22 protein-coding genes are annotated in these 24820 nt (G+C 64.3%); 12 read left to right on the top strand and 10 right to left on the bottom strand.

The window, feature by feature from the left end; genetic code table 11:
* Nucleotides 1-11 precede the first annotated feature (11 nt).
* Nucleotides 12-827 carry a siderophore-interacting protein gene (locus tag B2W22_RS21265; protein WP_286939465.1) on the top strand — a complete coding sequence of 272 codons (816 nt, stop codon included), beginning with the start codon at nt 12-14 and terminating at the stop codon, nt 825-827.
* A 3-nt stretch (nt 828-830) separates the two neighbouring features.
* Here B2W22_RS21265 and B2W22_RS21270 read toward each other — a convergent pair whose 3' ends face one another.
* Nucleotides 831-1718 (bottom strand): LysR family transcriptional regulator, encoded by an 888-nt coding sequence (locus B2W22_RS21270; protein ID WP_286939466.1) that lies wholly within the window; start codon nt 1716-1718, stop codon nt 831-833.
* A gap of 107 nt (nt 1719-1825) precedes the next feature.
* Between B2W22_RS21270 and B2W22_RS21275 the strand changes: the two genes are divergently transcribed.
* Nucleotides 1826-2686, top strand: coding sequence for an isocitrate lyase/PEP mutase family protein (locus tag B2W22_RS21275; protein WP_175122256.1), 861 nt, complete (start codon nt 1826-1828; stop codon nt 2684-2686).
* On the opposite strand, the gene B2W22_RS21280 is transcribed toward B2W22_RS21275, so the two are convergent.
* From B2W22_RS21280 to B2W22_RS21290, 3 genes are all read right to left on the bottom strand, one after another.
* Nucleotides 2680-5577, bottom strand: a complete 2898-nt coding sequence (locus B2W22_RS21280) for a WG repeat-containing protein (RefSeq protein ID WP_286939468.1) — start codon at nt 5575-5577, stop codon at nt 2680-2682. The genes B2W22_RS21275 and B2W22_RS21280 overlap by 7 nt on opposite strands.
* A gap of 2 nt (nt 5578-5579) precedes the next feature.
* Nucleotides 5580-8750 (bottom strand): WG repeat-containing protein, encoded by a 3171-nt coding sequence (locus B2W22_RS21285; protein ID WP_286939470.1) that lies wholly within the window; start codon nt 8748-8750, stop codon nt 5580-5582.
* Between the two features lie 227 nt (nt 8751-8977).
* Entirely contained in the window at nt 8978-10117 is a 1140-nt protein-coding gene (locus tag B2W22_RS21290) for an HNH endonuclease (RefSeq protein ID WP_286939471.1), read from the bottom strand.
* Between the two features lie 213 nt (nt 10118-10330).
* Here B2W22_RS21290 and B2W22_RS21295 point away from each other — a divergent pair, with 213 nt between their 5' ends.
* A complete protein-coding gene (locus B2W22_RS21295; protein WP_175122258.1) occupies nt 10331-11572 on the top strand; it encodes an MFS transporter in 1242 nt (413 codons plus the stop codon).
* A 14-nt stretch (nt 11573-11586) separates the two neighbouring features.
* Here B2W22_RS21295 and B2W22_RS21300 read toward each other — a convergent pair whose 3' ends face one another.
* Nucleotides 11587-11967, bottom strand: coding sequence for a cupin domain-containing protein (locus B2W22_RS21300; RefSeq protein ID WP_175137962.1), 381 nt, complete (start codon nt 11965-11967; stop codon nt 11587-11589).
* A gap of 105 nt (nt 11968-12072) precedes the next feature.
* Here B2W22_RS21300 and B2W22_RS21305 point away from each other — a divergent pair, with 105 nt between their 5' ends.
* Nucleotides 12073-12306, top strand: coding sequence for an Arm DNA-binding domain-containing protein (locus tag B2W22_RS21305; RefSeq protein WP_175122260.1), 234 nt, complete (start codon nt 12073-12075; stop codon nt 12304-12306).
* Nucleotides 12303-12860: an ureidoglycolate lyase gene (locus B2W22_RS21310; RefSeq protein WP_175122261.1), complete on the top strand. Its 558-nt coding sequence runs from the start codon at nt 12303-12305 to the stop codon at nt 12858-12860. Before B2W22_RS21305 ends, B2W22_RS21310 begins: the two co-directional genes overlap by 4 nt.
* Nucleotides 12861-12875: 15 nt before the next feature.
* On the opposite strand, the gene B2W22_RS21315 is transcribed toward B2W22_RS21310, so the two are convergent.
* Nucleotides 12876-13463: a hypothetical protein gene (locus B2W22_RS21315; RefSeq protein ID WP_175122262.1), complete on the bottom strand. Its 588-nt coding sequence runs from the start codon at nt 13461-13463 to the stop codon at nt 12876-12878.
* Nucleotides 13464-13613: 150 nt separating this feature from the next.
* Between B2W22_RS21315 and B2W22_RS21320 the strand changes: the two genes are divergently transcribed.
* Together B2W22_RS21320 and B2W22_RS21325 are read left to right on the top strand one after the other, a co-directional pair.
* Complete coding sequence (locus B2W22_RS21320) at nt 13614-14735, top strand: DUF1254 domain-containing protein (RefSeq protein WP_175122263.1); 1122 nt, start codon at nt 13614-13616, stop codon at nt 14733-14735.
* 11 nt (nt 14736-14746) lie between these two features.
* Nucleotides 14747-15673, top strand: a complete 927-nt coding sequence (locus tag B2W22_RS21325) for a LysR family transcriptional regulator (protein WP_175122264.1) — start codon at nt 14747-14749, stop codon at nt 15671-15673.
* A gap of 17 nt (nt 15674-15690) precedes the next feature.
* Here the strand turns inward: B2W22_RS21325 and B2W22_RS21330 are convergent, their stop codons facing one another.
* The 3 genes from B2W22_RS21330 to B2W22_RS21340 are packed head-to-tail and all read right to left on the bottom strand — an operon-like array spanning nt 15691 to nt 18685.
* On the bottom strand, nt 15691-16497 hold the full coding sequence (locus B2W22_RS21330) for an SDR family oxidoreductase (RefSeq protein WP_217467829.1): 807 nt from the start codon (nt 16495-16497) through the stop codon (nt 15691-15693).
* 23 nt (nt 16498-16520) lie between these two features.
* Nucleotides 16521-17720, bottom strand: coding sequence for an ABC transporter substrate-binding protein (locus B2W22_RS21335; protein ID WP_175122266.1), 1200 nt, complete (start codon nt 17718-17720; stop codon nt 16521-16523).
* 32 nt (nt 17721-17752) lie between these two features.
* Nucleotides 17753-18685 carry a 3-keto-5-aminohexanoate cleavage protein gene (locus tag B2W22_RS21340; RefSeq protein WP_286939473.1) on the bottom strand — a complete coding sequence of 311 codons (933 nt, stop codon included), beginning with the start codon at nt 18683-18685 and terminating at the stop codon, nt 17753-17755.
* A 258-nt stretch (nt 18686-18943) separates the two neighbouring features.
* Between B2W22_RS21340 and B2W22_RS21345 the strand changes: the two genes are divergently transcribed.
* The gene (locus B2W22_RS21345) at nt 18944-20359 is read left to right on the top strand and encodes a hypothetical protein (RefSeq protein WP_286939474.1); all 1416 of its coding nucleotides are present in this window, start codon (nt 18944-18946) and stop codon (nt 20357-20359) included.
* Between the two features lie 94 nt (nt 20360-20453).
* Here B2W22_RS21345 and B2W22_RS21350 read toward each other — a convergent pair whose 3' ends face one another.
* Complete coding sequence (locus tag B2W22_RS21350; protein ID WP_006385706.1) at nt 20454-20735, bottom strand: peptidylprolyl isomerase; 282 nt, start codon at nt 20733-20735, stop codon at nt 20454-20456.
* A 288-nt stretch (nt 20736-21023) separates the two neighbouring features.
* Between B2W22_RS21350 and B2W22_RS21355 the strand changes: the two genes are divergently transcribed.
* The 4 genes from B2W22_RS21355 to B2W22_RS21370 all read left to right on the top strand — a co-directional run bounded on the left by B2W22_RS21355 (nt 21024) and on the right by B2W22_RS21370 (nt 24820).
* Nucleotides 21024-21761, top strand: a complete 738-nt coding sequence (locus B2W22_RS21355; RefSeq protein WP_286939475.1) for a FadR/GntR family transcriptional regulator — start codon at nt 21024-21026, stop codon at nt 21759-21761.
* Between the two features lie 36 nt (nt 21762-21797).
* Nucleotides 21798-23156: an aromatic ring-hydroxylating oxygenase subunit alpha gene (locus B2W22_RS21360; RefSeq protein ID WP_286939476.1), complete on the top strand. Its 1359-nt coding sequence runs from the start codon at nt 21798-21800 to the stop codon at nt 23154-23156.
* Nucleotides 23153-23722 (top strand): 3-phenylpropionate/cinnamic acid dioxygenase subunit beta, encoded by a 570-nt coding sequence (locus B2W22_RS21365; protein ID WP_175122270.1) that lies wholly within the window; start codon nt 23153-23155, stop codon nt 23720-23722. The genes B2W22_RS21360 and B2W22_RS21365 overlap by 4 nt, the downstream gene beginning before the upstream one ends.
* Nucleotides 23723-23827: 105 nt before the next feature.
* Nucleotides 23828-24820, top strand: a complete 993-nt coding sequence (locus B2W22_RS21370; protein WP_239216153.1) for a Bug family tripartite tricarboxylate transporter substrate binding protein — start codon at nt 23828-23830, stop codon at nt 24818-24820.

A 24820-nucleotide genomic window follows, 5' to 3' on the forward strand; every position in this document is an offset into this window, starting at 1 on the left:
CTGGAGTTTCCATGACTCAAAGCGACCTGACCGTGGCGCGTGTGCGCCACACCCTCAAGATGCGCACGCTGACCGTGGCGCGCGTCGAACGCATTGCCGGCCTGCTGGCGCGCGTCACCTTCACCGGCGAAGACCTGCAGGATTTTGTGTCCGCTTCATTTGATGACCACGTGAAGATCTTCTTTCCCGCCGATCCCTCGCAGCCGCCCGTGCTGCCCACGGCCGGGCCCGACGGCATCAAGTTTCCCGATGGCGTGGCCCGGCCCGCGGCGCGCGACTACACGCCGCGCCGCTTCGATACGGCGCGCCAGGAACTGGAAATCGAATTCGTGCTGCACGGCGACGGCCCTGCGTCGACGTGGGCCGAACAAGCCGCGCCTGGCCAGCAACTGGGCATCGGCGGCCCGCGCGGTTCGTTTGTGGTGCCGACGGCGTTCGACTGGCATGTGCTGATCGGCGATGAGACCGCATTGCCCGCCATCGCACGGCGGCTGGAAGAACTGCCGGCCTCGGCGCAGGCGCTGGTGCTGATCGAAGTGCCGGGGGCGACCAACGAAATCCCGCTGCAAACGGCCGCGAAGGCATCGGTGCGCTGGCTGCATCGCAACGGAACGGCGCCCGGCTACAGCACGCTGCTGCTGGAAGCGGCGCGCGAACTGGCGCTGCCGTCAGGCGATGGCTATGTGTGGGTGGCGGCGGAATCGGCCACGGCAAAAGCCGTGCGCGAAATCATGGTGGCGCAGCACGGCATCGACAAGAGCCGCATTCGCGCGGCCAGCTACTGGAAGCGCGGCGCGGTTGCCGTCCACGAATCGCACGACGATTGAGCGTCAGGACTTGCGGGCGGTCCGCGCCAGCGCCAGCAGATTCGCTGCCCGTCCACCCGCCGCGTCGCGCACAGCCAACCCTAGTACCGCGCGCGGCCATTCCAGCGCAAACGGCCGATACACCACGCCATCGGGCCGCAGGTGACGCAGCGACGCCGGCACGATGGCCACGCCCATGCCCGCCGCCACCAGGTTCACCGCCGACGACAACTGCGGCGCTTGTTGCCCGATGCGCGGACTCAGCCCGTGCTGCCGGCACGCCGCCATGATGTCCGCGCTGAGTCCATAGCCCGATTTGCGCGAATACAGAATGAAGGTCTCGTGCTGCAGGTCGGCGGGGGCGATGCGCTTGCGGCGCGCCAGCGCATGACCCAGCGGCAGCGCCGCCACCAGCGGCTCCTCGACCAACTGCGTGAACGCCAATCCGCCGTCCAGCGCGAAGGGCGGACGCACGAACGCGGCGTCGATCGTACCGTCGCGCAACTGCGCCACCAGCGTTTCACTATCCCCCTGAGACAGCGTCATCTCGACCTCCGGATAGCGCTCGCGATATTGCCGGATGAGCTCGGTCACCACGCCATTGAAGGACGCTGATTCGGTAAACCCCAATGTCAGTTCACCGACCTCGCCGCGCGCGGCGCGCTGCGCCGTGCGCACTGCGGCGTCCGCGCGTTGCAGGATGTCCTGGGCGCACGCCAGGAATGCGCGTCCCGCGTCGTTCAGCGCCACGCCGCGGCCCATGCGGTCAAACAGCGGTGTGCCGACTTCCTGTTCAAGCTGGCGGATCTGCTGGCTGAGCGGCGGCTGCGCCATGTTCAGCAGTTCGGCCGCGCGCGTGAAATGCTGGGCTTCGGCAGTGACGACGAAATAGCGCAAATGGCGCAGTTCCATTTTGATATCCAATAAGTACTGATAGGCAATTTTCACTATATTGGACATTCTAATGGCGCGCGCCGATCATGCAGGCATCAGATCCCCGGAATGAAGGAACGCCCATCATGACTGCCAATCCATCCCCTGGCGCGCGACTGCGCCAACACCTTGCCGACAGCATCGTGGTGGCGCCCGGCGCATACGACGGCCTATCGGCCCGCCTGGTCGCCGCGGCCGGGTTTCCAGCGGTGTACGCCAGCGGCGGCGCCATTGCGCGCGCCGCCGGCTATCCGGACATCGGACTGCTCAGCTTTACCGAAGTCATGGACCGCGTTGAAAAGATCGTCGAGGCCAGCGGCCTGCCGGTGATCGCGGATGCGGACACCGGATTCGGCGGCTCGGCCAATGTCGAGCGCACGGTGCGCACGATGGAACGCGCGGGCGTGGCGGCGTTCCATATCGAAGACCAGTCCTTTCCCAAGCGCTGCGGCCATCTGGACGACAAGAGCCTGGTGGACGCTGCCGAGATGGCCCGCAAGGTCCACATCGCGCGCCAGACGCTTGCCGACGCGGACACGCTGGTCATCGCGCGCACGGACGCCATTGCGGTCGAAGGCTTTGACGCCGCCATCGCGCGCGCCGAGCTGTACCTGAAGGCCGGCGCCGACATGATCTTTGTCGAGGCGCCCGAGACGCTGGCGCAGATCCGCGCCATTGCTGAGCGGTTGCCGGGCCTGAAACTCATCAACATGTTCTACGGCGGCAAGACGCCGCTGGTGCCGCTGCCGGATCTGGCCGCCATGGGCTATCGCCTGGCGATCATCCCGTCGGACCTGCAGCGCGCGGCGATCCATGCGATGCAGGCCACGCTCCAGGCCATCCGGCAGACGGGCGACAGCAGCGCGCTGGCGGATCGCCTGACCAGCTTCGCGGAGCGCGAAGAGATCGTGCAGACCCGCCGCTATCTGGCGCTGGACGCTCAGTAGGCGCGAGACGCCGCCGTGCGGTTGCAGCCATGCGGCATGCGCAGCGGCCACAGCCGTTGGCCGGCCGCACCGTACAGCGTGCGGATGCCGCATTGCATCTTCACCTGCGCCAGCATCTGGCCGGCGTGGTCGATGATGCGCGAATCGTCTTCCGTGGACACCACCGCGCGTTGGTCCGTAAAGCCCGACAAGGCCCGGAACTCGGCTGGAATGACGAACTGGCCCTGGCCGTTCACGTAGCCGTAGCTGCGGTCTTCGCTCGCGGGCGCCAGGCCTTCGCGCATCGGACCCAGCGCGTCGAAAGCCGGTCCCGTCAGCGCACCCTTGGCATCCACCCAACGCGCACCGCCGCCGGACAGCTGCGTCACGGCGCGTCCCTCCGAAAACGCGGACGCAAAGCCTTCGACCGTCACCCGGGTTTTGCCCGAAAGGTCGGTGTAGTCCGTCATGGTGCCGCGGTCTGCCGAGTAATGGCGGATCAGCAGGTCGGAACGCGACGGCCAGCTCCATTCGCCCTTGGGCAGGGTCGCGAGGATCTTGCCGCTGGCGTCCATCACGTGCGTGCCCGCCGCGTCCGCCGCCAGCGCGCGCGCCGGCGCGCCCTGGAACGCGGTGCCGATACGGGACGACGGCGCGATCTGCCAGGCGCCCTTCGCGTTCAGGTAACCCTGACGGTCGGCGCGGCGGATCTCCATCCAGTCACCCAGACGGACGTAGTCTGCGTCCTTCATGTCCAGCGCGTCCTCGCCGTCCGGCGAGATGATCCAGCGGCGCTCGCTATTGCCCGCGCTGACCGAGCCGTCTCCAAAATCGCCCACCTGCAAGCCGCGCATGAATGCGGTCAGCGCCTTGCCCTTGGTGTTGAAGACCGCGGCGGGACGTTCGTATTCGTTCTCTTGCTTGCCCGGCTGCGTCACGCGCCACAGCGTGTCGTTCACGCGTTCCGCGCCTTGATGGCTGGCCGGCAGGATCCACTGCCCTTGCAGGTCGATGACGCCGACGCGCCCCGTGCCCAGCGAAGCGACGGCCTGGCCATTCTGGAACTCGCCGATGCTGCGGAACGCCGGCGCGGCCAGTTCCTTGCCGGCGACGAAGTCATACAGGCCCCACGGCGCGCCGTCGGCCGCCGTCTTCAAAAAACGCACCACGCCCGGGGCGACGACCTGCGTATCGAAGTTCTCGGGCAGTTCGAACGTCTTGCCGGCACGGTCGATCATGCGTACCACGCCGTCGCCATATACCTGCGCGTAGCCCTGGCGGAACATACCGATGTGCTGCTGCGCGGGCAGGTCCAGCGGCTTGCCGCGTGCATCCAGCAGCACCATGCCGTCGGCCGTCTCGGCCGCATAGCGCAACTGGTCCGCCGTGAGATCGGCGCCGTCGCCGGCGTCGTCCAGCGGCGTCACGGCGGTCCACGACGGATCGGTGACCGTGCTGCCGTCGGCCAGCAGCAGTCCCACCTGGACATCGTCGCAGTGGCAGTGGCTTTGACCCAGCAGGCCCAGCGGCGCGCCAGGCACGCCGGCCGGCAGTGACTGAAGCTGCTGGTTCTGAAGCGTCTTCACTATCTCGGGCTTGAGGAGCGCCTTGCCGTTCTTGTCCAGCACGTTGAGCAGCGCGCCTTGCGCGTCGGACAACCACAGATTGCCTTCGCGCGTTTCCATGCGGCGGGCGTCCGCCAGCCACGCGGGCGCCGCGTCGCCGTGCACCCACGCGCCCGTGGGCGTCAGTACGCCCGCGGTGCGGCTGGCGCCGTCCACGAACATCACATAGCCTTCGCTTTCGTCGCCGGCCGACAGGCCCTTGCCCAGCGTCAGGGGCTGCGGGCGCCCCGGCACCAGCGCCACGAGGTTTTCGCCGGACGGGTACACGATGGTGTCGGCAAAGCGTTGGGATGCGTGGCCTTCCGCGTCCGTCAGCGTCGCAATCACCGCGCCGTCGCGGTCCAGCACCGCAAACCCCGCCCGGCGCGGCAGCGCTGCGCTGTAGAAAGCCTTGCCCACGGGGTTCATGCTTTCGTATTGCTGGTCCGCGCCGATCAGTTTGCCGTCCGCCGTCACCAGCACCGAACCGTCAGGGCCATAGCCGGTGGCCAGGTTGCCGCTGTCCTGCGCGTAGATGTCGTCCAGCACCGGTTCCACTACCCAGTTCCAGTCCTTGTCCACCACGCCGTACTTGGACTCGCCGTTGGTGGCGATGTACAGGCCCTTGTCGCCCAGCGGCCGCGTGATCACGACGCCGGTTCCGCCGTAGCGCCGCTCGCCCTTGGCCGAGCGGTATTCCTCCTTGTACTGGACCGTGGCGCGCGCGGGCACGCCGTCGTACAGGCGCACCGCGCGCACCACGTCCTCGAACGGTTCGCCCGCAGGATTGCCGTGGCGATCGATCAGCAGCGGCTTGCCGTCCAGCGTCACAACTGCCAGTCCGATCTCGACAAAATCCTGCACCGCGTCAAAGCGCGGCGGAACGGCCATGCGGCCATTGCGGTCGATGTATCCCCACTTGCCTTGCCAACGCACCGCGGCCAGCCCGTGGCGGAAGTCGCCAACCGCCTCGAAGATCGGCTCGATCGCGACGCGGCCGTTCTGGTCCAGAAAACCCCAGGCGTGGCGGCGCAGCGAGTTGTCGCGCGGTACGCGGTCGATGTTCTCGATGGCGGACGGCAGCAGCACCGCGGCGCGGCCGTCGTGCAGGTCCCGGATGCAGCCGTTGCCGAAGGGGTTGCGCGAGGAAATGTCGTCGGCTGCCGGATAGGCCTGGTACTCCGCATCGCTCATGCAATACAGGTGCATCGACTGTATATAGCCGTTCTGCGCCTGGGCGGACAGGGATACGCCCAGCGCGGCCAGGGCGCAGGCAAGGCGGGTGGTTCGTAGCACGCGTGACGTCATGATCATTCTGCGTTGGCGTTGGCGGTCTCGGCGACGGGCGGTTTGACGCCGGTGGCCTCGGGGCAGGTGAGCTTCTGGGGCGGCCAGCTCTGCTGGTCCTTCGCATCCACGATCACCATCGTGTCGCACAGCACGCCGAACAGCGCGGTCGTGTTGCCCTTGGTGTCGATGTACTCGATCAGCCGATTTCGGCGGACCAGCGCGCGGCCTTCGTGAAAGTTGTCGGCCCACGTGAACGCCGGCGCAATCGCATAGCGTCCGGTCAGGTCGACGTACCCGAACAGCTTGCCGGTGCGTTCCAGGCGGCGGGCCCGCGCCAGGCCGTCCTTCAAGGGGCCAAGCTGATTGAAGTGCGCGCCCACGACGCGCTTGCCGTTTGCGTCGATGAAGCCGTACTTGTTGTCGCCGTCGCTGTAAGGCACGACGCCTTCGCTGGCTTTGTCATAGTCGACGGCGTGGCGGCCCGGCAGGCGCGCGATCTCGCGTCCTTGCAGGTCCACCAGGATGCTGGACGAGCCCTCGTCGTCGTTGAATACGACGCGCTGCATCGAAGCCAGCGGCATGCCATCGCCCCATTTTTCCAGCATCGTCTTGCCGGTCTGGTCGATCACGCGATAGCCCGCGCCGCTGTTGGCGCGCGCCAGGCCTTCGGGCTGGGTGAAGAAAGGATTGAATTCTCCATAGCGCGCCGGCACCTTCATGTTGCCGCGCGCGTCGATGGCGCCTTCGCGCTCGTCGAACTTGATGTAAAGCCAGTCGCCGTACTGCTGCTTGTCTTCGGGACGGCCGTCGGAGACACGAATCGCGCCGCCTTGCGCGTCGAACAACACGGCGCTCGCGTCGGCCAGTTCGCCCAGAAAGCGACCATCCTTCAGCTTCTGCGGCTTGCCTACTACCGGCTCGCTTGCCTTGCCGGTGCGCAGGTTGATGACGCGATAGGCGCGTTCGGTGTAGCCGCCGCGCTTGCGCGTGTCTTCGGGCGCTTCGGCCAGCATCATGCCGTTACCCAGGTATTCCAGGTCGTAGGCGCCGTTATAGCGGGCAGGCACTACCCACTGCCCCTCGCGGTTGACCACGCCCCAGCGATTCTTGTCCCGCACCTTGGCCCAGTCGTCCTCGAACTCCTGGACTTCATCGAAGGCCGGCTTGAGCACGGGCGCACCCTTGCGCACGTTCCACAGGCCCATGCGGCGCTGGCGGTTTTCGTTCACCGCGCGGTATTGCAGCAGTTCGCCGTCGAGGCGCGATGTGTCTTCCAGCACGTTCGCGGGAACGGCCACCGTCTGGCCGCGGGTGTCGATGAGCAGCGCATCGCCGCGCAGCATGTCCTTCGTGCGGGCCCAGGTGTAGGGGCCTTTGAAGGGGCGCATTTCGCTGTACTGGGGCTCGATGGCCCACGTGCCGTCCGCGCCGATCGCGCCGACCGCGCCGGCCCGATCGGCCTTTGAACGCGCCACGATCGGCAGCGTGACGTCGTAGGTGTCGATGTTTGCCCAGTCTGGATTCGTGACGATATCGCCCGCCGCCGTCAGGATGCCGAGCGGCTGGTCATATTCGCTGGGTCGCAGGAGGGCCAGCGGCGCAGCGGCATCGGCGGCCGACTTGCGTGCGTAGTGGAACTCGCTGATGTCGTAGCCGCGCAGCTTGGCGACGGTGGTTTCGTCAAGGATGCCCAGGCCGTCGGGGTTGTAGATTTGATGCAGCGTCTCGTCGTCTGCGACGGCATTGACGCTGCTTTGCACGGCGTCGGCGGCTGCGGTGGCGGTGTCGCTGGCGGCGTCCATTGCCGCGTCCATGGCAGCGTCTGCGGTCGCTTCTGACGGCGTTGCGGGGGGGCGGGCTGCGTCCGCGTAGGTCGCCTCCTGCGCGGCGTCCGCCGCGTCAGCGGCGACCGGCGGATCCTGGATCGCGGCTGCGGTTTCCGCTTGCGACGCGGCCTGCACGGCTGCACCCGCCGCAGCCGCCGCGGCCTCGTCTTCCGCGCTCATGTCGTCACGGGCGGCGTCCATGCCGGCGCCCGTAGCGCCTGCCAAAGAGACAGGCACGCCATACACCCATGCGCGTCCCTGATGAATCTTGACGTCGCCGTTGCGCAGGGCGAGCAGCTGCACGCTGCCTGCGGGATCGATCAGCAGCGTCATGCCGGGTTCGGCGGCAAAGCCCCAGCCGTCGCGGCGCTGCACGCCCAGATAGTCGCTCTTGAACGCGTGCAGGGTCTCAAGCTTGCTGTCCAACAGCACCGAACCGCCCTCGGCGTGGCGCGCCAGCCAGACGCCCGGCGCCAGCAATTCGACGCGTTCGTAGCGCTGTTCAGACAGCGGTTCGCCGCGTGCATCCACGAATTCCCAAGCGCGTTCGCGGTTCACAGCCAGCACGTCGCCATCGCGCAGCGGCGGGGCGAGCGAGCGCAGCACCTGCGGACTGATCGCCCATGCGCCGCTTTGGTCCAGCAGTCCCCACCAGCCGCCGTAGCGCGAGTCGCGCGATTGCGCCGGCAGATAGTCGCCCGTCGGTTCGGCCAGCGCCATCACGCCGTCGGGCAGCGTGGCCGGTTTGCCGGTTGCGGTGTTGAAAAGGCGCGGCGGGGTAGGGATCTCCATCGCCGCGAGCTTTTGGCCGGGCTGGAACCCGCCAGTGCGCGTGCCCAGCGGAAAGGTCTTCACGACCTTGCCCTGGCGGTCGATCAGCACGTCCCGGCCGTCTTCCTCGGCCAGCGCCGTACCTTCGGCATTGAAGCCGGTGGCTTCCGCAAAGCGCGGCTCGATGACCCAGCGTCCACGCTTGTCGATGTAACCCCAGCGTTCATCCTGGCTGACGGCGGCCAGCCCATTCTGGAAGGATCGGGCATCCGAATACGCAGGCGTAATCGACATCACGCCCTGCTTGTCGATGTAGCCCCACGCCGCGGATTCGCCGTCGGCGGTGCCCACGAGCACCGCCGCCAGGCCTTCCTGGTAGGGCTGGTGGCACATGGTCCCCGCGCCTTCGCCGTAGCTGCTGTAGGAGCACTGCTGCGTCCAGTCAGGCCGCGCCTGCGCGTTGCCAGGCGTCAGCAGCGTCACCCCGCCCAGCGCCACGACCAGCGCCAAGGGCTTGAAGAAGGGCGCCGCCGTCATGGCTTGCAGGCGCGGCGCAAGACCGCGGAAATGAAAGAGCCAGACCGGGCGTGCCACATGATTCGATGCCTGCCGAATGATTGGGAAGGCAGCACTGTAACCAGGGGTACCCGGGGACGGATCGGGAGATGTAACTATTGCGGACGAAGCGTTAACACCAAGCACGGGTGTGCCGCATTTCCCCGCTATTTCGCCTAATTTCAGATAAATAAGAGGAATTTGTGGTTAGGCGTCGGATAAGGATTGTTTGCCGCTAGAAGAAGTATGAGGGGCCATCGACCAGCTCAGATATCTTCTTTCCGGCCAATGCTTCTGACCAATCGCTCTGTGATTGCAGTTCCTTCACGCCCAAAATGAACTTCCCTGTGGCACGCCGGGCAAAGCGCGGCCGTATTGATGGGATGGTCGACGCCTCCATCTGAGAGACGGTGGACGTGATGCACTTCGAGATAAGGAGATCCGTCAACTCGTTTAAAGGGGGCGGGGGATCCACAGCTTTCACAAATTCCATCCGCGCGCTTAAGAACGTATGAACGAATCACTTCGCTTCGTTGATATTGGGTGTAAACCGTGCTCTTAGTCCCTTTGCCTCGATGCGCTTCAAACGCCGCAATAGCGAGGTTGCGAGCCTCTCGAAGCGAGAAACTCGGCGCCACCTCGGCAGGTGAAGCGTAGGAGGCTGGCGGTTCGTCAGTATTGCCTCCGGGTAAAAGCTCGAAAATGATGAGCTTTCGTTCGGCCCCGTTGCGATCTGGCCCTCTTCTATCGGTGTGCGCTCGGATCAATGAGAACTCGCCCAGGTACCGTTGCTTGCGCGGCTTTCTAAGCGCTTCGAACAAATGAAGCGTCTTTCCGTTAGCCGCATGCTCCTGAATGGCTTTGTTGCCCCGGACGAATTGCATGTCCCCGACTTGCCCTTCTCCCGTGTATAGAAATGTTCCGCTGGGCGTATGGCCGTCCCGATATCCATATTGGTTACCCGTTTCACCAGTGAACAAAAAAATCACTGGAAAGACGCTCGAAGTGGAAATTCCGCTCTGGGCGCTACCCCCGAAAGGAGCATGAATTTCTGTTCTGCGGTCATAGTCCGCGCCGACCACGAAGCGGGGCGGTTCAGAAGAGCGACGTGCCGACACGCCAAGACAATCCGAGCACCGCTGCACTTCGCGAGCGAGGGGGCGGTGATTCTCGGCCCAGTGAATCAGCTTATGTTCATGCGGCGAGCAGATTTTTACGTAGCCATTTCCCGTAAAAGCATCACCTTGGTGCGCGGATTGATAAATCGAAATGTGCCGACAACTGGCCCGATGCAAAACTGCATATTGAGTGTTTGAGCTTGCACGAGCGTTCAGTACAAAGCCATCTGCGTTCTGTTCACGCCAGGCTTGATAGGCATCCTCTCGATTTTCAAACACCTCCGCCATTCGCCGCTCCTGAGCATAAGTACCTAATGTGGATTACGGAGTGTAATTTTTGTTTATTTGTTGAAGCAAGTGGAGGTCCTTTGGCTCCTTCTTTACATTCCCCCCGCGCATGCAGCGGACAAAAATTAATCGGTTGAATCGCCCGCGCGCCAGTTCTGTAATACATCCACTGCCCGCCCGGACGGGGGCGACGTTCCCTGCGAGAGGTTCGCCATGTCCACCCCCCAAAAACCTTCATTGGACGCATCCCAGCTCTGGCTGCTGGTCCTCGCCGGCGGCGTCGTCATGGGCCTTGCCCTTGGCGTGCGCCATGTGCAGGGCCTGTTTCTCCTGCCCGTCACGATGGACAGGGGCTGGAGCCGCGAGACCTTCGCCATTGCCCTGGCCGTGCAGAACCTGACGTGGGGCATCGTGCAGCCCTTCACCGGCATGATTGCCGACCGCTATGGCTCGGCCAAGGTGATTGCCGGCGGGTTGGTGTTCTACGCGCTGGGCCTTGCCGGCATGGCGCATGCCACGACGCCCGCCGCCTTCATGTGGACGGCGGGCGTGTGCATCGGCATCGCGCTGTCCGGCACGGCATTCGCAGCCATCTACGGCGCGCTCAGCCGTCTGGTGCCGCCGGAGCGCCGGAGCTGGGCGTTGGGCGTGGCGGGAGCGGTTGGCGGCCTGGGACAGTTCACGATGGTGCCGGCGGCGCAATGGCTGATCGGCGGCTGGGGCTGGGTCGCGGCGTTGCTGGTGTTCGCGATGGTGCTGATGATCTTGCTGCCGCTGGCGTTTCCGCTGCGCGAGCCCGCGAACCGCGTGCGCGATGCGGCCGCGCCCGACGCGAACCTGTCGCTGTCTGACGCCATCCGCGAGGCCTTCACACGCCCCGGTTTCTGGCTGCTGAATCTGGGATTTCTGGCGTGCGGCTTCCAGCTGGCGTTCATCGGCACGCACCTGCCCGCCTACCTGATGGACAAGGGCCTGCGCGCCTCGGACGCGGTGGCGGCGCTGGCCATTATTGCGCTCACCAACGTCATGGGCACGTACGTCTGCGGCATCCTTGGCGCGCATCATCGGCGCAAGTATCTGCTCGCGGGCATCTACTTGGTGCGGACCGCGGCGATTGCACTCTTCGTGCTCGTGCCGCTATCCACGTGGTCGGTCTATGCGTTCGCGGCCGTGATGGGGTTTGTGTGGCTGGGCACGGTGCCGCTCACCAATGGGCTTATCTCGCAGGTGTTCGGTGTGCGCTACATCACGACGCTTTTCGGCTTCGTGTTCTTTGGCCATCAGGTCGGCTCGTTCCTGGGGGTGTGGCTGGGCGGCGTGGTGTTCGAGGCCACACGATCCTACGACCTGATCTGGCTGGGCGCGATGGCGCTGGGCGTGCTGTCGGCCGCCTTGCACTGGCCGATCGACGACCGCGAGATCCAGCGCGCACGGCCAGCGGGCGCGGCGGGATAACCAGCGGGATGCGGCTACGCAAGCCGGTGCTGCGTGCCCGCGCCCATGGTGATGTGCAGCATGCGGCAAGGCTCCATGACCTTGACCGTATGCCATGCCCCTTTGGGGATGACGTAGGCGTCGCCGGCCAGCATCTTCACCACCTGGATGCCGGTGGGCCATTCCAGGTGCAGCTCGGCCGCGCCGGCCATCAGGCGCACTATCTCGTCGGCGCCGGGGTGCATCTCCCATTGCGGCCAGTCCGCGGCGAACTCGTATTCGGACACCAGCCAGCCGCGCCCGTATTGTTCGAGGTCTACCGGGGATTGGGACCAGAACTCGTCGCCGCCCGTCACGGTGGCGGCGGCGCCGGAGGCGTCCAGGTACACATAGTGCGACGTCAGGTCGATAGCCATGTTGCGGGTCCTCGGGTGTGGGGATCAGGGCAGTGTATGTCAGCGCGCAACCTGTCACATCGTTGCGTTTATCATGTCTGCCATCGGCAACAGGGAGAGCATGCGATGAGCAAGGGATTCGAAGGGGTGCGCCCCGCGTCCGAATCGTCCATCGAGATCGGGTTCTTCCACGACGGCCGGCATTGTGTCGAGCGTATCCGGGTCAAGCCCACCGCCGCCAACCTCAAGCGCGCTGCCGACCGGCGCGTTGCCATCCTGGAGGCCATAGCGCGCGGGGACTTCGACTACGACGCCGAATTCCCCAAACGCGGCGCTAAGCCATCACAGGGTCCCGCATGACGAGCAACACGCAGCTTGAAATCCACGATCTGTCGCCTGATGCCTTCAACGCCTACGGGTGGATGCTGGGCAAGCCTATGCCGGACGGCAACGGCGTTCCGTTGTACACGCACCCGGCCACCGACTTCTGGCACGAACACCAGTTCAACACCGGCGCCGGCGGCGATGCCGAACTGCTGTGGGTCAATTACCGCAGCCAATCGCTTGAGGTCGCCAGCCTTGAAAAGCATCTGCTGACGCAGCAGGCAATCGTTCCGCTGACCGGAAGCATCATCCAGATCGTGGCGCGCAGCGCCGCCGACGGCACGCCTGACCTGTCCACGCTGGCGGCCTTTCATGTGGCGCAGGGGCAGGGCGTGTGCATGCGGCCGGGCTGCTGGCACGCCACCCGGGTGGCGGGCGATGAGGTGACCTGCATGATGCTGACGCGTCGATCCACGACGGTTGATCTGATCCAGCATCTGACCACGGACGCCAACGCCACCGAAAGCGCCATCACCGCCATTCCCGCGCGTCAGCTGGAAGTGCCTCAGGATCTGCTGCAAAGCGCCTGAGAAGGGTCATTCCGCTTAGTTGCATTCGTAGCCCAGGCGCGCGAACAGGGGCCACTTGTTGCGGTAGCTGTCCGTCCAGCACATGCCGAAGAAGGCGGCAAACGGTGCATCGATCCGTTGCGCGGATATCCGCGCTGCCGCGTCGGCATCCCGAGGGCAGAAGGGCTGGCCGGGCGTCGGGTACAGCGCGCCGTCCCAGACCGGCTGCTCGCAATGCTCGCAAAAGTTGGACCATTCGCCGGATCGTGCCGGGTTTTCGCGGTAGAACGGCGCAATCGTGCGCAGGGTTTGCGCCACCTCGGGGGCGAGCGCCCGGGTCGACGAGATCATCGCCGGGCCGGGCATCGCCTGCCATTGCGCCGGCCCGAACAGCCAGTCCCGAAACGCCTGCGGATCCAGGCCGGGGCTGTCGGCGTCGTCTTCATCCAGCTCCAGTTCACCCTCGGTGCTTTCATGACCGGGCGGCACGGCCAGCGCCGCCACACGCGTCAGTTTGCTGCAGGCCGCGCAGGGGTGCTCGGCCTGCAGCACGAAGTACGACGACGCGCGAATGTTGAAAGCCTCTCCGTCCGGGCCGGTCATGCTGGGGTCTTGCGCTGCCATGCTGCTGTGTCTTTCCTGTTGCGTCGGCAAGGTGCGCCGATTCTTTGATATGCGGGGGAAATATGCCAGAATCCCCCGGAATTCGAGCCTGGCGCATTACACGCCGCCGTCACCGGGCGCCCGCGCCATCCCGTCATGCCGGAGCCCTGAATGCGCCACCGCCAGATTAGCACCGCATTTCGCCGCGCCACCTGCCGTCCGTTCATCGGTCTCGTTGCCGCCATCGCATTGGCGGGCGCCATGGCCGGCTGCACCTTCAGGTCACCCGACGCCGCTTCCGGCTCGCAGTGGGTCGGCATTGAAGGCGTCTCGGCACAACACGCGCGCACCATCGCCCGCGAATCCTACCTGTACGGCGCGCCCATGGTCGCCAGTTACCAGGCCATGTATGCATACAGCATCGACAAGAACGGCGCGCAATACAAAGGGCCGCTGAACACCATCAACCCGATGGGCACTGCCGCCGCTGCGGCGGCCGGGCTGGATCCCGCCTATCTGTATTCGTACGCGGCCCTGGACTTGCGCGCCGAGCCCGTCGTCGTCACCGTGCCTCGCGTGGAAAAGCAGCGCGACGCCTCGCTGCAGGTGATGGACCTGTATATGCACCACATCGGCGACCTGGGTTCGCGTGGCCTGGGCGGCGGCGTGTTCCTGGTGGCGGGTCCTTCCTGGAAGGGCAAGACCCCCGCGGGCATCACCAAGGTGATTCGCGCCGAGACGGAGCTTGCCACGCTGGTCGCCCGCACGCAGCGCTTCAATCCCGCCGACCAGGACAACGCCAAGCGCATCCAGTCACGCTTGAAGGTCCAGCCCCTGTCGGCGTTCCGCAACCGTTCCGCGCCTGCGGCGCCCGCCAAGGTTGAATGGATGGCGCCCGTACCGCGCGCGCAGATGTATTCGTCGCTCGAGTTCTACGACGAGCTGGCCTTCCTGCTGCGGTTCGCGCCCGCGCACAAGTCCGAGACGATGCTGCGCGAGCGCATGGCCAGCCTGGGCCTGCGGCCTGGCGATGCCTACGACACGGCGTCGTTGAACCCAGCCTTGCGGCGCGCGCTGCAAGAAGGCATGCACGACGGACAGAACGACATCGACAAGAACCGCGCGGCGCAGGGCGCCAACACCGATGCACTGTTCGGCGGCAGGGAGGCACTCAAGAACAACTACCTGACGCGGGCGACCGGCGCGCAGATGGGGCTGTTTGCGTTTGGCGGCATGAGTGCGGCCAAGGCGCCATCCAAGGCGCCACCCAAAGCCCAGCCTCCAACGCGTTAGGTGCGCACCGCATGAAGCGCAACTTCAACATCCACGACCTGCGGATTTTCTACGCCGTGGTCATGACCGGCTCGACGCGGCAGGCGGCGTTGGCCATGCACCTGACGCAGCCGGCGATCAGCCACGCGATCTCGCGCCTGGAAAGCGCGACTGGCGTCCAGCTGTTCGACAGATCGCACAAGACCCTGCGTCCCACGGAGGCGGGGCAGTATCTCTACAGCGAGGCCAAGTTCGTGCTGGACGAACTGGTGCGTATCGACGAGGCCCTGCACAGCATCGAACAATTCGGCGGGCGCGGCTTGCGCATCGCTTCTTCGCCCGCGTTGGCTCTGGGTTACGCGCCCGACGCCGTGCGCCGCTATCTGGACATCAACGGTACGCGGCCGTTTTCCATCGACGTGGAATCGTCGATGCAGGTCATCAGCGCGGTGGAAACGATGCGCGCCGACTTCGGCCTGGGCGCCGTGGGCCGCGACAGCACGCGGCTGACCTTCACCCCGTTTCTGCGTGCGGACGTCATGGCGATCGCGCATCGGGAACACCCGCTGGCCGGACGCGAGACCATTTCGGTGCTGGATATTCCGCCGGACACCTACGTCAAGCCGTTGTGGTCCGACTACGTGGTGGCGCAGGGCGACATCGCCGACTCGCTGCTGCTGCGGTCCGGCATGCAGGCGCACATGTCGCTGCTGCCGGGCACGGTGCGCGCGGTCAAGGGCATCAGCCTGGTGAACGCGCTGTCCGCGTCCGATATCGTCGCGTCGTTTCCAGATCTGGTGGCGGTGCCGCTCGCCTCGCGCCAGTGGTTCGACTTCCTGCTCATCACGCGCGCCGAGTCCCGCAACAACGAGCTGACCGGGCGGCTGCTGGATGCGCTGAGGTCCACGGCGCAGGCGCGGCGGCAGGGCGTTTACGCGGAGACGATCGCGCTGCTGTAGCGGCGATCGCCACGCCGTCATTGCGCCGGCGGCTGCCACGGCAGCGATTGCAGATCGCCGTCGATGCTGATTGCCTGGCCGCTGACCATGGCCCCGAACGGACTGGCCAGAAACAACGCCATGTTGGCGATGTCCGCCGCGCGAACAAACTGCCGCAGGCTGACGCCCGACAGCTCCAGTCGGGTCTGTTCCTCCACCGACAAGCCCATGTTCTTCGCCCGAGCCGCAATCACGCGTTCGATGCGTGGTCCGGCGACCAGTCCCGGCAGCAGCGCATTGACGCGGATGTTCAGCGGCCCCAGCTCCATCGCCAGCGAACGTGTCAAGCCCACCACGCCCCATTTGGTGGCGGCATACGGCGTGCGCATGGGCAGGCCCATCCGGCCTGCCACCGAACTGATGTTGATGATGCTGCCACCGCCAGCCTCGCGCAGCGCCGGCAACGCATGCCGCACCGTGTGGAATTGCGAGGCCAGGTTGATGTCCAGCGTGGCGTCCAGCTCCGCTTCCGTGATGTCGGCGATGCCCGCCGTCGGACCCGCGATGCCGGCGTTGTTCACGAGCACGTCAAGCCCGCCCAGATGCGACAGCGCGGTCTGCATGTAGCGGTCGATCTCGGCTCGGCTGCCCACATCTGCGCGCGCCCAGGGATGGCGGCACGCGGTCAGGGCTTGTTCATCCACGTCGCACAGATGCACGCGCGCGCCGCGCTCCGCAAAGGCGTCGGCCAGCGCGGCGCCGATGCCGGACGCGCCGGCCGTGACGATGACGCGCTTTCCGGACAGGTCGACGGGCAGGGCGGTGATCGCGGCGGGCGTATGCATAGGGGTTTCCGGTCGGTTCATGGTCAGGGCTTCATCAAGCGGCAGGTCGATTCCGCAGGCGACGTATACACCTGGTCGCCCGGCACCCGCGCCACCAGCTTGTAGTAATCCCACGGCGCCTTCGATTCCGCCGGCGTCTTCACCTGCATCAGGTACATGTCGTGCACCATCAGCCCGTCCGCACGGATCTTGCCGTCCTTCACGAAGAAGTCATTCACCGGATTGGCCTTCAGCCACTTCATGATGGTGTCGCCGTCGGTGCTCTTGGTGGCTTCCACCGCCTTTAGATAGGTCGTTGCCGCGGAATAGTCGCCGGCCTGCAGCATGGAAGGCTTTTTCTTCATCACGGACTCGAAACGCGACGCCCATTTACGCGATGCGTCGTCCTGATCCCAATACCACGCCGTGGTCAGGTACATGTTCTGCGCCGCTTGCAGGCCCAGCGCATGCACGTCGGTGATCAGCACCAGCAGGCCGGCAATCTTCATCTTGGGCGTCAGGCCGAACTCGTTGGCTGCCTTGACCGCATTGCTGGTGTCGCTGGCGGAATTGGCCAGGCCCAGCACCTGCGCGCCCGAGGCCTGCGCCTGCAGAATGAACGACGAGAAATCGGCTGTGTTCAACGGGTGCCGCACCCGGCCCTTGGCGTTGCCGCCATCGTCCTGCACCACCTTCGATGCGTCCCGCTCCAGCGCGTGACCAAACGCGTGGTCTACCGTCAGAAAGAACCAGTCCTTGTTGCCTTCCTTCATCATCGCGCGCGCCGTGCCGCGCGCCAGCGACACCGTGTCGTACACGTAATGCACGGTATAGGGCGTGCACTGTGAGTTCGTCAGCTCGGATGCGCCCGCGCTCACCACGAAGAACGGCGTTTTCTTTTCCTCGGCCACCTTCGCCATCGCCAGCGCTGCCGCAGAGTTTGCGCCCGCGATCAGCATGTTCACGCCGCGCTGATCCAGCCATTCCCGGGCGCGTGACGACGCGATATCCGCCCGGTTCTGATGGTCTGCGACCAGCACCTCCACCTTCTTGCCCGCCACGGTGCCGCCCAAGTCGGCGATCGCCATCTTGATCGCCTCGGCCCCGCCCGGTCCATCGGCGTCGGCCGACAGCCCCGACATATCCGTGATGAATCCGATTCGGATGACCCCGTCATCGGCCTGGGCCGCGCCCGCCATGCCCAACAGCGCGGCCAATGCCGTCGCACGCAACGTTTTCTTCATGTCTCGTCTCCCCACTGGGTGGATGTGTGTTTTCAGAACGCGACGTTGCCGCGTCCCTTCAGTTGCAGGGTCTCGCGTGCGTCGTCGGGTGTGGCGACCTGCAAGGACAGGTTTTCCAGAATCCGCCGGATGCGGCGTACCTGGTCTGCGTTGGACTGCGCCAATTCGCCGGGGCCGTCCCACAACGAATCTTCCAGGCCCACGCGCACGTTCCCGCCCATCGTGGCCGCCATCGTTGCCAACGGTGTCTGCTTTCGACCAGCGGCCAGCACCGACCAGATGTAGTCGTCGCCAAACAACCGGTCCGCCGTGCGCTTCATCATCATGACGTCTTCCGGGTGCGTGCCGATGCCGCCGCGGATGCCGAACACAGACTGGATCAGGAACGGCGGCTTGAGCAGCTTGCGGTCCACGAAATGCGCGGCCGTGTACAGGTGGCCGATGTCGTAGCACTCGATCTCGAAGCGCGTGCCGTTGTCACTGCAAGACGTGAGGATGTGCTCGATGTCCTTGAACGTGTTGCGGAAGATCAGGTCGTTGCTGCCCTCCAGATAGGGCCGTTCCCAGGCGTGTTGAAATTCCTTGAACCGCTCCAGCAGCTCATACATCCCGAAGTTCATCGACCCCATGTTCAGCGACGCGACTTCGGGCTTGAACTGCAGGGCCGGCGCCATGCGCTCGGCAATGGGCAACACTGGCGATCCACCCGTCGTGATGTTGACCACGACGTCCGACGCCTCCTTGATACGCGGCAGAAACTGCCCATACAGCACTGGATCCTGCGTAGGCTGGCCGGTGTCCGGCTGACGCGCGTGCAGATGCACGATGGCCGCGCCCGCCTCGGCGGCATCCAGCGCAGACTGCGCGATCTGATCGGGCGTGACGGGCAGATAGGGCGACATCGACGGCGTATGGACCGAACCGGTGATGGCGCAGGTGATGATGACCTTCCTGGACTTTTTCATGGGCCTCTGGCGCCGTGTGATTGCGCTGTGGATTCTTGTGGCCCCGGCTGTCTCCTCCGGGTGTAGGCCATTCTGTCGCAGGCCTTCGGGTCCTGTCACTTGAACAGAAATTATCAATTGATAGGGAATCCGGTGCTGCGGTGCAGCGTGGACAGAAGAACCTTTGCCAATGCGATGTTCACGACGCGCGTCAACCCACTAATCACCCAGGTTGTTTACTCTAGGCGTCCCTGTAATCAAATGTGTGGGAGAGCCGTTGTGAAGGTGGTGGAACAGGCTGATGGTGAGAATAAAAAGGTGGTAAGCGGGGCTTTGATAGGAAAGGACCTCCTAGAAATCCTTGATTTGGCATTCTCGGTAATCTACAAGTTTTCGATCGGTGTTGGGGCGATATTGATTGTCGTGTACCTGTCCTCAATGGGCTTCTATCCGGCATTCAGCGCGAGCGAAGTGGTCTTCCTGGTTTTTCTCACAATGATGTTTGGGTTCGTCTTTACCCTAACGTTGATGTACGGAGCTCTCGGGTGTTTGTGGATCGTGACCGGTGTAGAGGCCATTATGAGAATGAGAGGTCGCCTCCGAGAAAATCCTGGCGCAGATCGGCGAAAGAAATTTCGTAGTCAGCTTCGCAAAGCGAAAGCTAAAAAAAGGTCGATATCGCTGAGTATCAGAAAAAGACTGCGAAAAGTCTTCAAGACTGATCAAAGGGGAAAGGCACCGGTTCGAAGTCTACGGCCTGAATTTGCTAAAGGGTGGATGCCTTTCTTGATGTCGATTTTGGTGTTCGGCATATCGGGGTTGGTGTTCTTTGAATTGGCAGAAACAAGACGTCTGTTTATCGGTGCTGCTATCGCAGGTTTCACGTTGATTCTAGTAGCCGGATCCGTGTTTCGTTCACAACCCGCCACGACGCGTGGATCACGGGTTGAGTCAAGAGCGGTCGCCAAATTCTTCGCTTGGGGGCTGTTGGCGTCGACAACTGTGTATGCAGTTTTCGCCGGATTTTCGACTCAATTAGATATTGTGATGTCGCAATTAGGCATGCGATCGATATCAGCGACGGTGGAAGTGTCGGAGGGCGAAACAGCCCGTCTAATGATGATCTCTGACGCCTTGAGCTTTCCCGTCGTGGATTGCAGGAAGGCGAGTTCTGGGCGAATCTTGGCTCACTACGCTACCGTGCCTTGGCATGGCGTAGGCGAGAAGAGTCGATTGGAATTCAACATTCCCGGGGAGAAAGAACGCATGCCAGGATTGGCCGGCGAAAGGCCGTGGAAGCACGCAGCCGTGTCTGTAGATGCGAGCCAAACGACCGTTATAGATACTAATCCGCGATTGGCGCGATGCCTCCCTTACAGTACTAAGGCAATGTACGGAGTGAACGATGCGGAGTTTTCCGAATTCGGCAAGCGCGCTTTGGAGTCCATGCTGCGCGTGCTTAGCCGTGACAGGTCTGCTGATTCTGCTCATATCATGATCTATGTCGATCATGAAAGTGACAAAGCGCTGGCCCAAGAAAGAAGCGACGCAATCGCTCAACAACTACGTCGCATTTCAGCCGAAGTAGACATGAAAATTACGACGCAGGTAAAAAAGGGATCGGCATCTTTCACGTTGGTGCCAGGGTTTGACATTGAGATATGGATTGGAAGGTCTGGGCTACTCCAATTCTGAAATGAAAGATCAATCAGAGGGTGGCAGTGCCGGCACATATAAAAAAAGGCTTTGCCAGAGATATCTGGCAAAGCCTCTATTTCTATAGTGGACCTTAGTCCTTGCGGCTGGTCACTTCAACCAGGTGGTAGCCGAACTGGGTCTTCACCGGGCCTTGCACTTCGCCGACCGGGGCGCTGAACACGACGGTGTCGAATTCCTTGACCATCTGGCCCGGGCCGAAGGTGCCCAGGTTGCCACCGTCGCGGCTCGACGGGCAGCTCGAGTTTTCCTTGGCGAGCTGGGCGAAGTCAGCGCCGTTTTCGATGGCGGTCTTGAGTTCGTTGGCCTTCGCTTCGGTGGAAACGAGGATGTGACGGGCGGAGGCTTGTGCCATGAGGGAACTCCTTGCAGACTGATTTGGGGAGGGGAGAGTAACGCATTCGCGTGAACTCGCTACGTTGGCAATGATAAACGGGGATTGATCCGGCCCCGGATCGGGCTTGGTATGCGCATGTGACCAGCATCCGCACTTCCCCTAATACCTGCCCATATCCTTATACGATTATCGTATTTTCAACGCGCCCTCCCGGGACGCGTCCACAGCCGAGGCAACGCGGGCTGGCAATGAGATGCACGTTTTCGGACGAGACTTCCTATGCCTGATTCAGCTTCCCGAGTACTGTTGAAAAGAGAGTCGGTCCCGCCATTCTCGTCAGAGCCCAATCTGACGGACCGCGTCACCGAGATGCTGCTGGACGAGATTACCAGTGGCGACTACCAAGTCGGCGAGGTCCTGCCCCCAGAGCAGACCATCGCCACCCGGCTTGGCGTTTCGCGCACCGTGCTGCGCGAAGCGGTTTCCCGCCTGAAGGGCGACGGCATTGTGCAAAGCAAGCAGGGGCGCGGGCTGACCGTCATGCAGACGGCGCGGCCGTCGGTGCTGCGCATGCAGGCGGCGGACATTGGCGACGCGGATCAGGTGCTGCGCATCGTGGAATTGCGCCGCGGCTTTGAGATCGAAGCAGCTCCACTGGCGGCGGCTCGGCGGGACGAGGACGATCTGGCCGCGATGCGGCTGGCGCTGCGCAAGATGGCCGATGCGATTGCGTCCGGCGACGTGGCAATTGGCGTGGATGCCGACATGGAGTTCCACCGCTGTGTGGCGCGCGCCACGCGCAATGAACACTATCTGAATTTCTTCGATTTCCTGGCGGTCCTGCTCAAGAAGAACCTGCGCGTGTCGCGCTCGCGGTCGGCCAAGATCGCGGGCCGCGGGGCGCAGGCGCAGAAGGAGCATGAAGCGCTGTTTGCCGCCATCGAGAAGGGCGACGTGGAACTTGCGCGGCAGTACGCGCGCACGCACGTCGACAACACGGAAGCACGTCTGCGTACAGCGGCGGCCACGGCTGAGAAGCCGTAGGCGCCCAATAAGGGCATCCTCCAAGGGGAAGTGGTGATGGGTCAGAAGACGATCGATGAGTTGGTGCGCGCCGAGGAAGGACTGGTCAGCCGGTCCATCTTCGTGGACGAAGAGATCTTTCAGCAGGAGCTGAAGCAGATCTTCTCGCGCGCGTGGCTGTTTGTGGGGCACGAAAGCCTGGTGCCCAAGCCGGACGATTACTTCGTCTCGCGCATGGGCACGGAGTCCGTGATCCTGACGCGCGACCGGCAGGGGCAGATCCAGGTCATGCTCAATAGCTGTGCGCATCGCGGCATGAAGCTGTGCCGCTATGACCACGGCAACAACCGGACCTTCACCTGTCCGTACCATGGCTGGAGCTTTTCCACCGACGGCAAGCTGGTGGAACGTCCCGGCGAGCTGGTCGGGGTGCCCGGCCACGCGACGCACTACAAGGGCGAGCTCGACAAGAAGCAGTGGGGCCTGAAGACGGTGGCGCAGGTGGTGAATTACAAGGGCGCCATCTGGGCAACGTGGGATCCGAACGCGCCGCCGTTTCTGGACTACATCGGCAACATGCGCCTGTACCTGGATGCGGCGCTGGACCACCGCAACGGCAGCCCGGGCGGCTCGGAGGTGATCGGCGGCGTGCAGAAGTGGCGCGTGAAGTGCAACTGGAAGTTCGCGCCCGAAAACTTCATTGGCGATCTGTACCACGACATCAGCCACCGCTCGGTGGACATCGTGGGCATCGGGCCGGGCGGCGGAAAAGGGCGGCGCGATGCGTCGGCCACGCGGTCGGCAATCTGTTTTCCGGAATTGGGCCACGGCCTGCTGGGCCGCTTGCCGTTCTACGAAGAAGGCCCCTACGCGCCGCAATACGGCCGCTACCCGGAGGTGGAAGCCTACTACCGCGAAATCCATGAGCAGCGCGAACGCACGCTGGGTTCGGCGATGCGGGTGCAGACCAGCGTGGGCACCATCTTCCCGAATATGTCGTTCCACGGACGCCAGCCGCGCACGCTGGCAGTGTTTCATCCGATCAGCTCGACCGAGATGGAAATGTGGCGCATGTATCTGGTGGACAAGGATGCGCCGGAGGCGGTAAAGGAGGCGGCTCGCCATTATTTCCTGCGCTATTCCGGACCGGGCGGCATGACGGAATCGGACGACATGGAGAACTGGACGGGCGCCACCGAGGCCAGCATGGGTACGATGTCGCGCGAACTCTTCTTCAACTACCAGATGGGCGTGGGCCACCGGCAGGACGTGCCCGAGATTCCCGGCTGTGCGGTCAACGGCGAATACACCGAGGAAAACGCCCGGATCTACTACCGGCGCTGGGCGCAGTTCATGAACGGCATGTCCTGGGACCAACTGATGGCGGGCGCGGTGCGCCTTGAGGAGGCGGCATGAACGCACCCATCGAGAGCGCGCCGCCCGTGGCGCAGGACGACAGCGTGGACGACATGCTGCTGTGGTGGGAAGCGCACCGCTTCCTGCACTACGAGGCCGATCTGCTGGACCACCGCGAGTTCGACAAGTGGCTCACCCTCCTGGACGAGGCCATCACGTATCGCATGCCGCTGACGCGCAATGTTCGCCGCGACGCGATGGCGCAGGAATACTCCGGCAAACAGGATGCCGCCTGGTTCGACGAAGGCATCGACACGCTGCGCCAGCGCGTCGCGCAGATCAAGACGGGCATTCACTGGGCCGAAGAGCCGGCCTCGCGTGTGTCCCATCTGGTGACCAACATCCGCGTGCTGGACGTGACGCCAGACGACGACGGCGGCGATCTGGTGCGGGTGCGGTCGCGCTTCCTGATCTACCAGAACCGCCTGCAGTCCGAAGTGAATCTGTTCGTCGGCAAGCGCGAGGACGTGCTGCGCAGGCGCGATGGACGCTTCACGATTCTGTCGCGTGAGATCCACCTGGACCAGAACGTTCTCTTATCGAAGGCGCTGACGATCTTCTTCTAGCGCGCCCATGCCGGACCCGGCCCGTCTGCCGGGATTCGATGGTTTTCCTTCCACTCGGGGCCTGACCGCCGACAGGACGCGCTCGCCCATACCTGGAGTTGCAGCATGCAAAGACGTACTGTACTGAAGGCCATCGCCGGCGCGGCCGCGATGACGGCGACGGGAATTTCGTGGGGCGCCGACGCGGCGTATCCGAGCAAGCCGATCCGCCTGATCGTGCCGTATCCGCCGGGCGGCGTCACAGACGTGGCCGGACGCCTGGCCGGTGAGATCCTTACCCGCAAGTTCGGCCAGCCCGTGGTGGTGGAGAATCGGCCGGGTGCAAACGGCATGATCGGCAGCCAGCAGGTGGCTTCGGCGCCGCCGGACGGCTACACGCTGCTGCTTAACGGCCTGGGCGGCATGGTGCTGCCGATGGCCACCGTGACCGGACTGCCGCTGGACACGGCGCGCGCCTTCACGCCGATTGCGCAGATGGCCGAATTCATCAACGTGCTGATCGTGCGGGCTGATTCGCCGATCCGCAGCGTCGACGACCTGATCGCCACGGCGCGCAAGCGCAGCAAGGACGGCTTGAACTACGGATCGAACGGCATCGGCTCGTCGGTGCATCTGACCACCGCATTCTTCGCGCAGCACACGGGCACCAACCTGCTGCACGTGCCGTACAAGGGCAGCGGCGAGATGCTGGTGGACGTGGTCAATGGCAATCTGGACTTCAGCTTCAGCAACCTGCCGCCGGTAATGGGCCTGATCCGCAAGGGATCGATTCGCCCGATTGCGGTGACCAGCAGCTATCGCAGCAAGCAGTTGCCGGATGTGCCGACGATGGCCGAGCAGGGCGTGGCGGACTTCGACGTGACGAGCTGGCTGGGCGTGTACGGCCCCGCCGGCATGCCGCCCGACATCGTGCAGAAGCTCAGCGCGGCTTTGCAGGAAGGCATGGCGCAACCGCAGTCGGTGGAAACCTTGACCGCCGCGGGCTTTGAGCCCAAGCCACGAGGGGCCGACGCCTTTGCGGAGCTGAACCGGGCTGAGCTGGCCCGCTGGAAGCAGGTGGCCACCAAAGCCAGCATTTCCCTGAAATTCGGAGCCTGA

The organism is Achromobacter sp. UBA4530 (assembly GCF_002388205.1).
GTDB classification, from domain to species: domain Bacteria; phylum Pseudomonadota; class Gammaproteobacteria; order Burkholderiales; family Burkholderiaceae_B; genus Achromobacter; species Achromobacter animicus.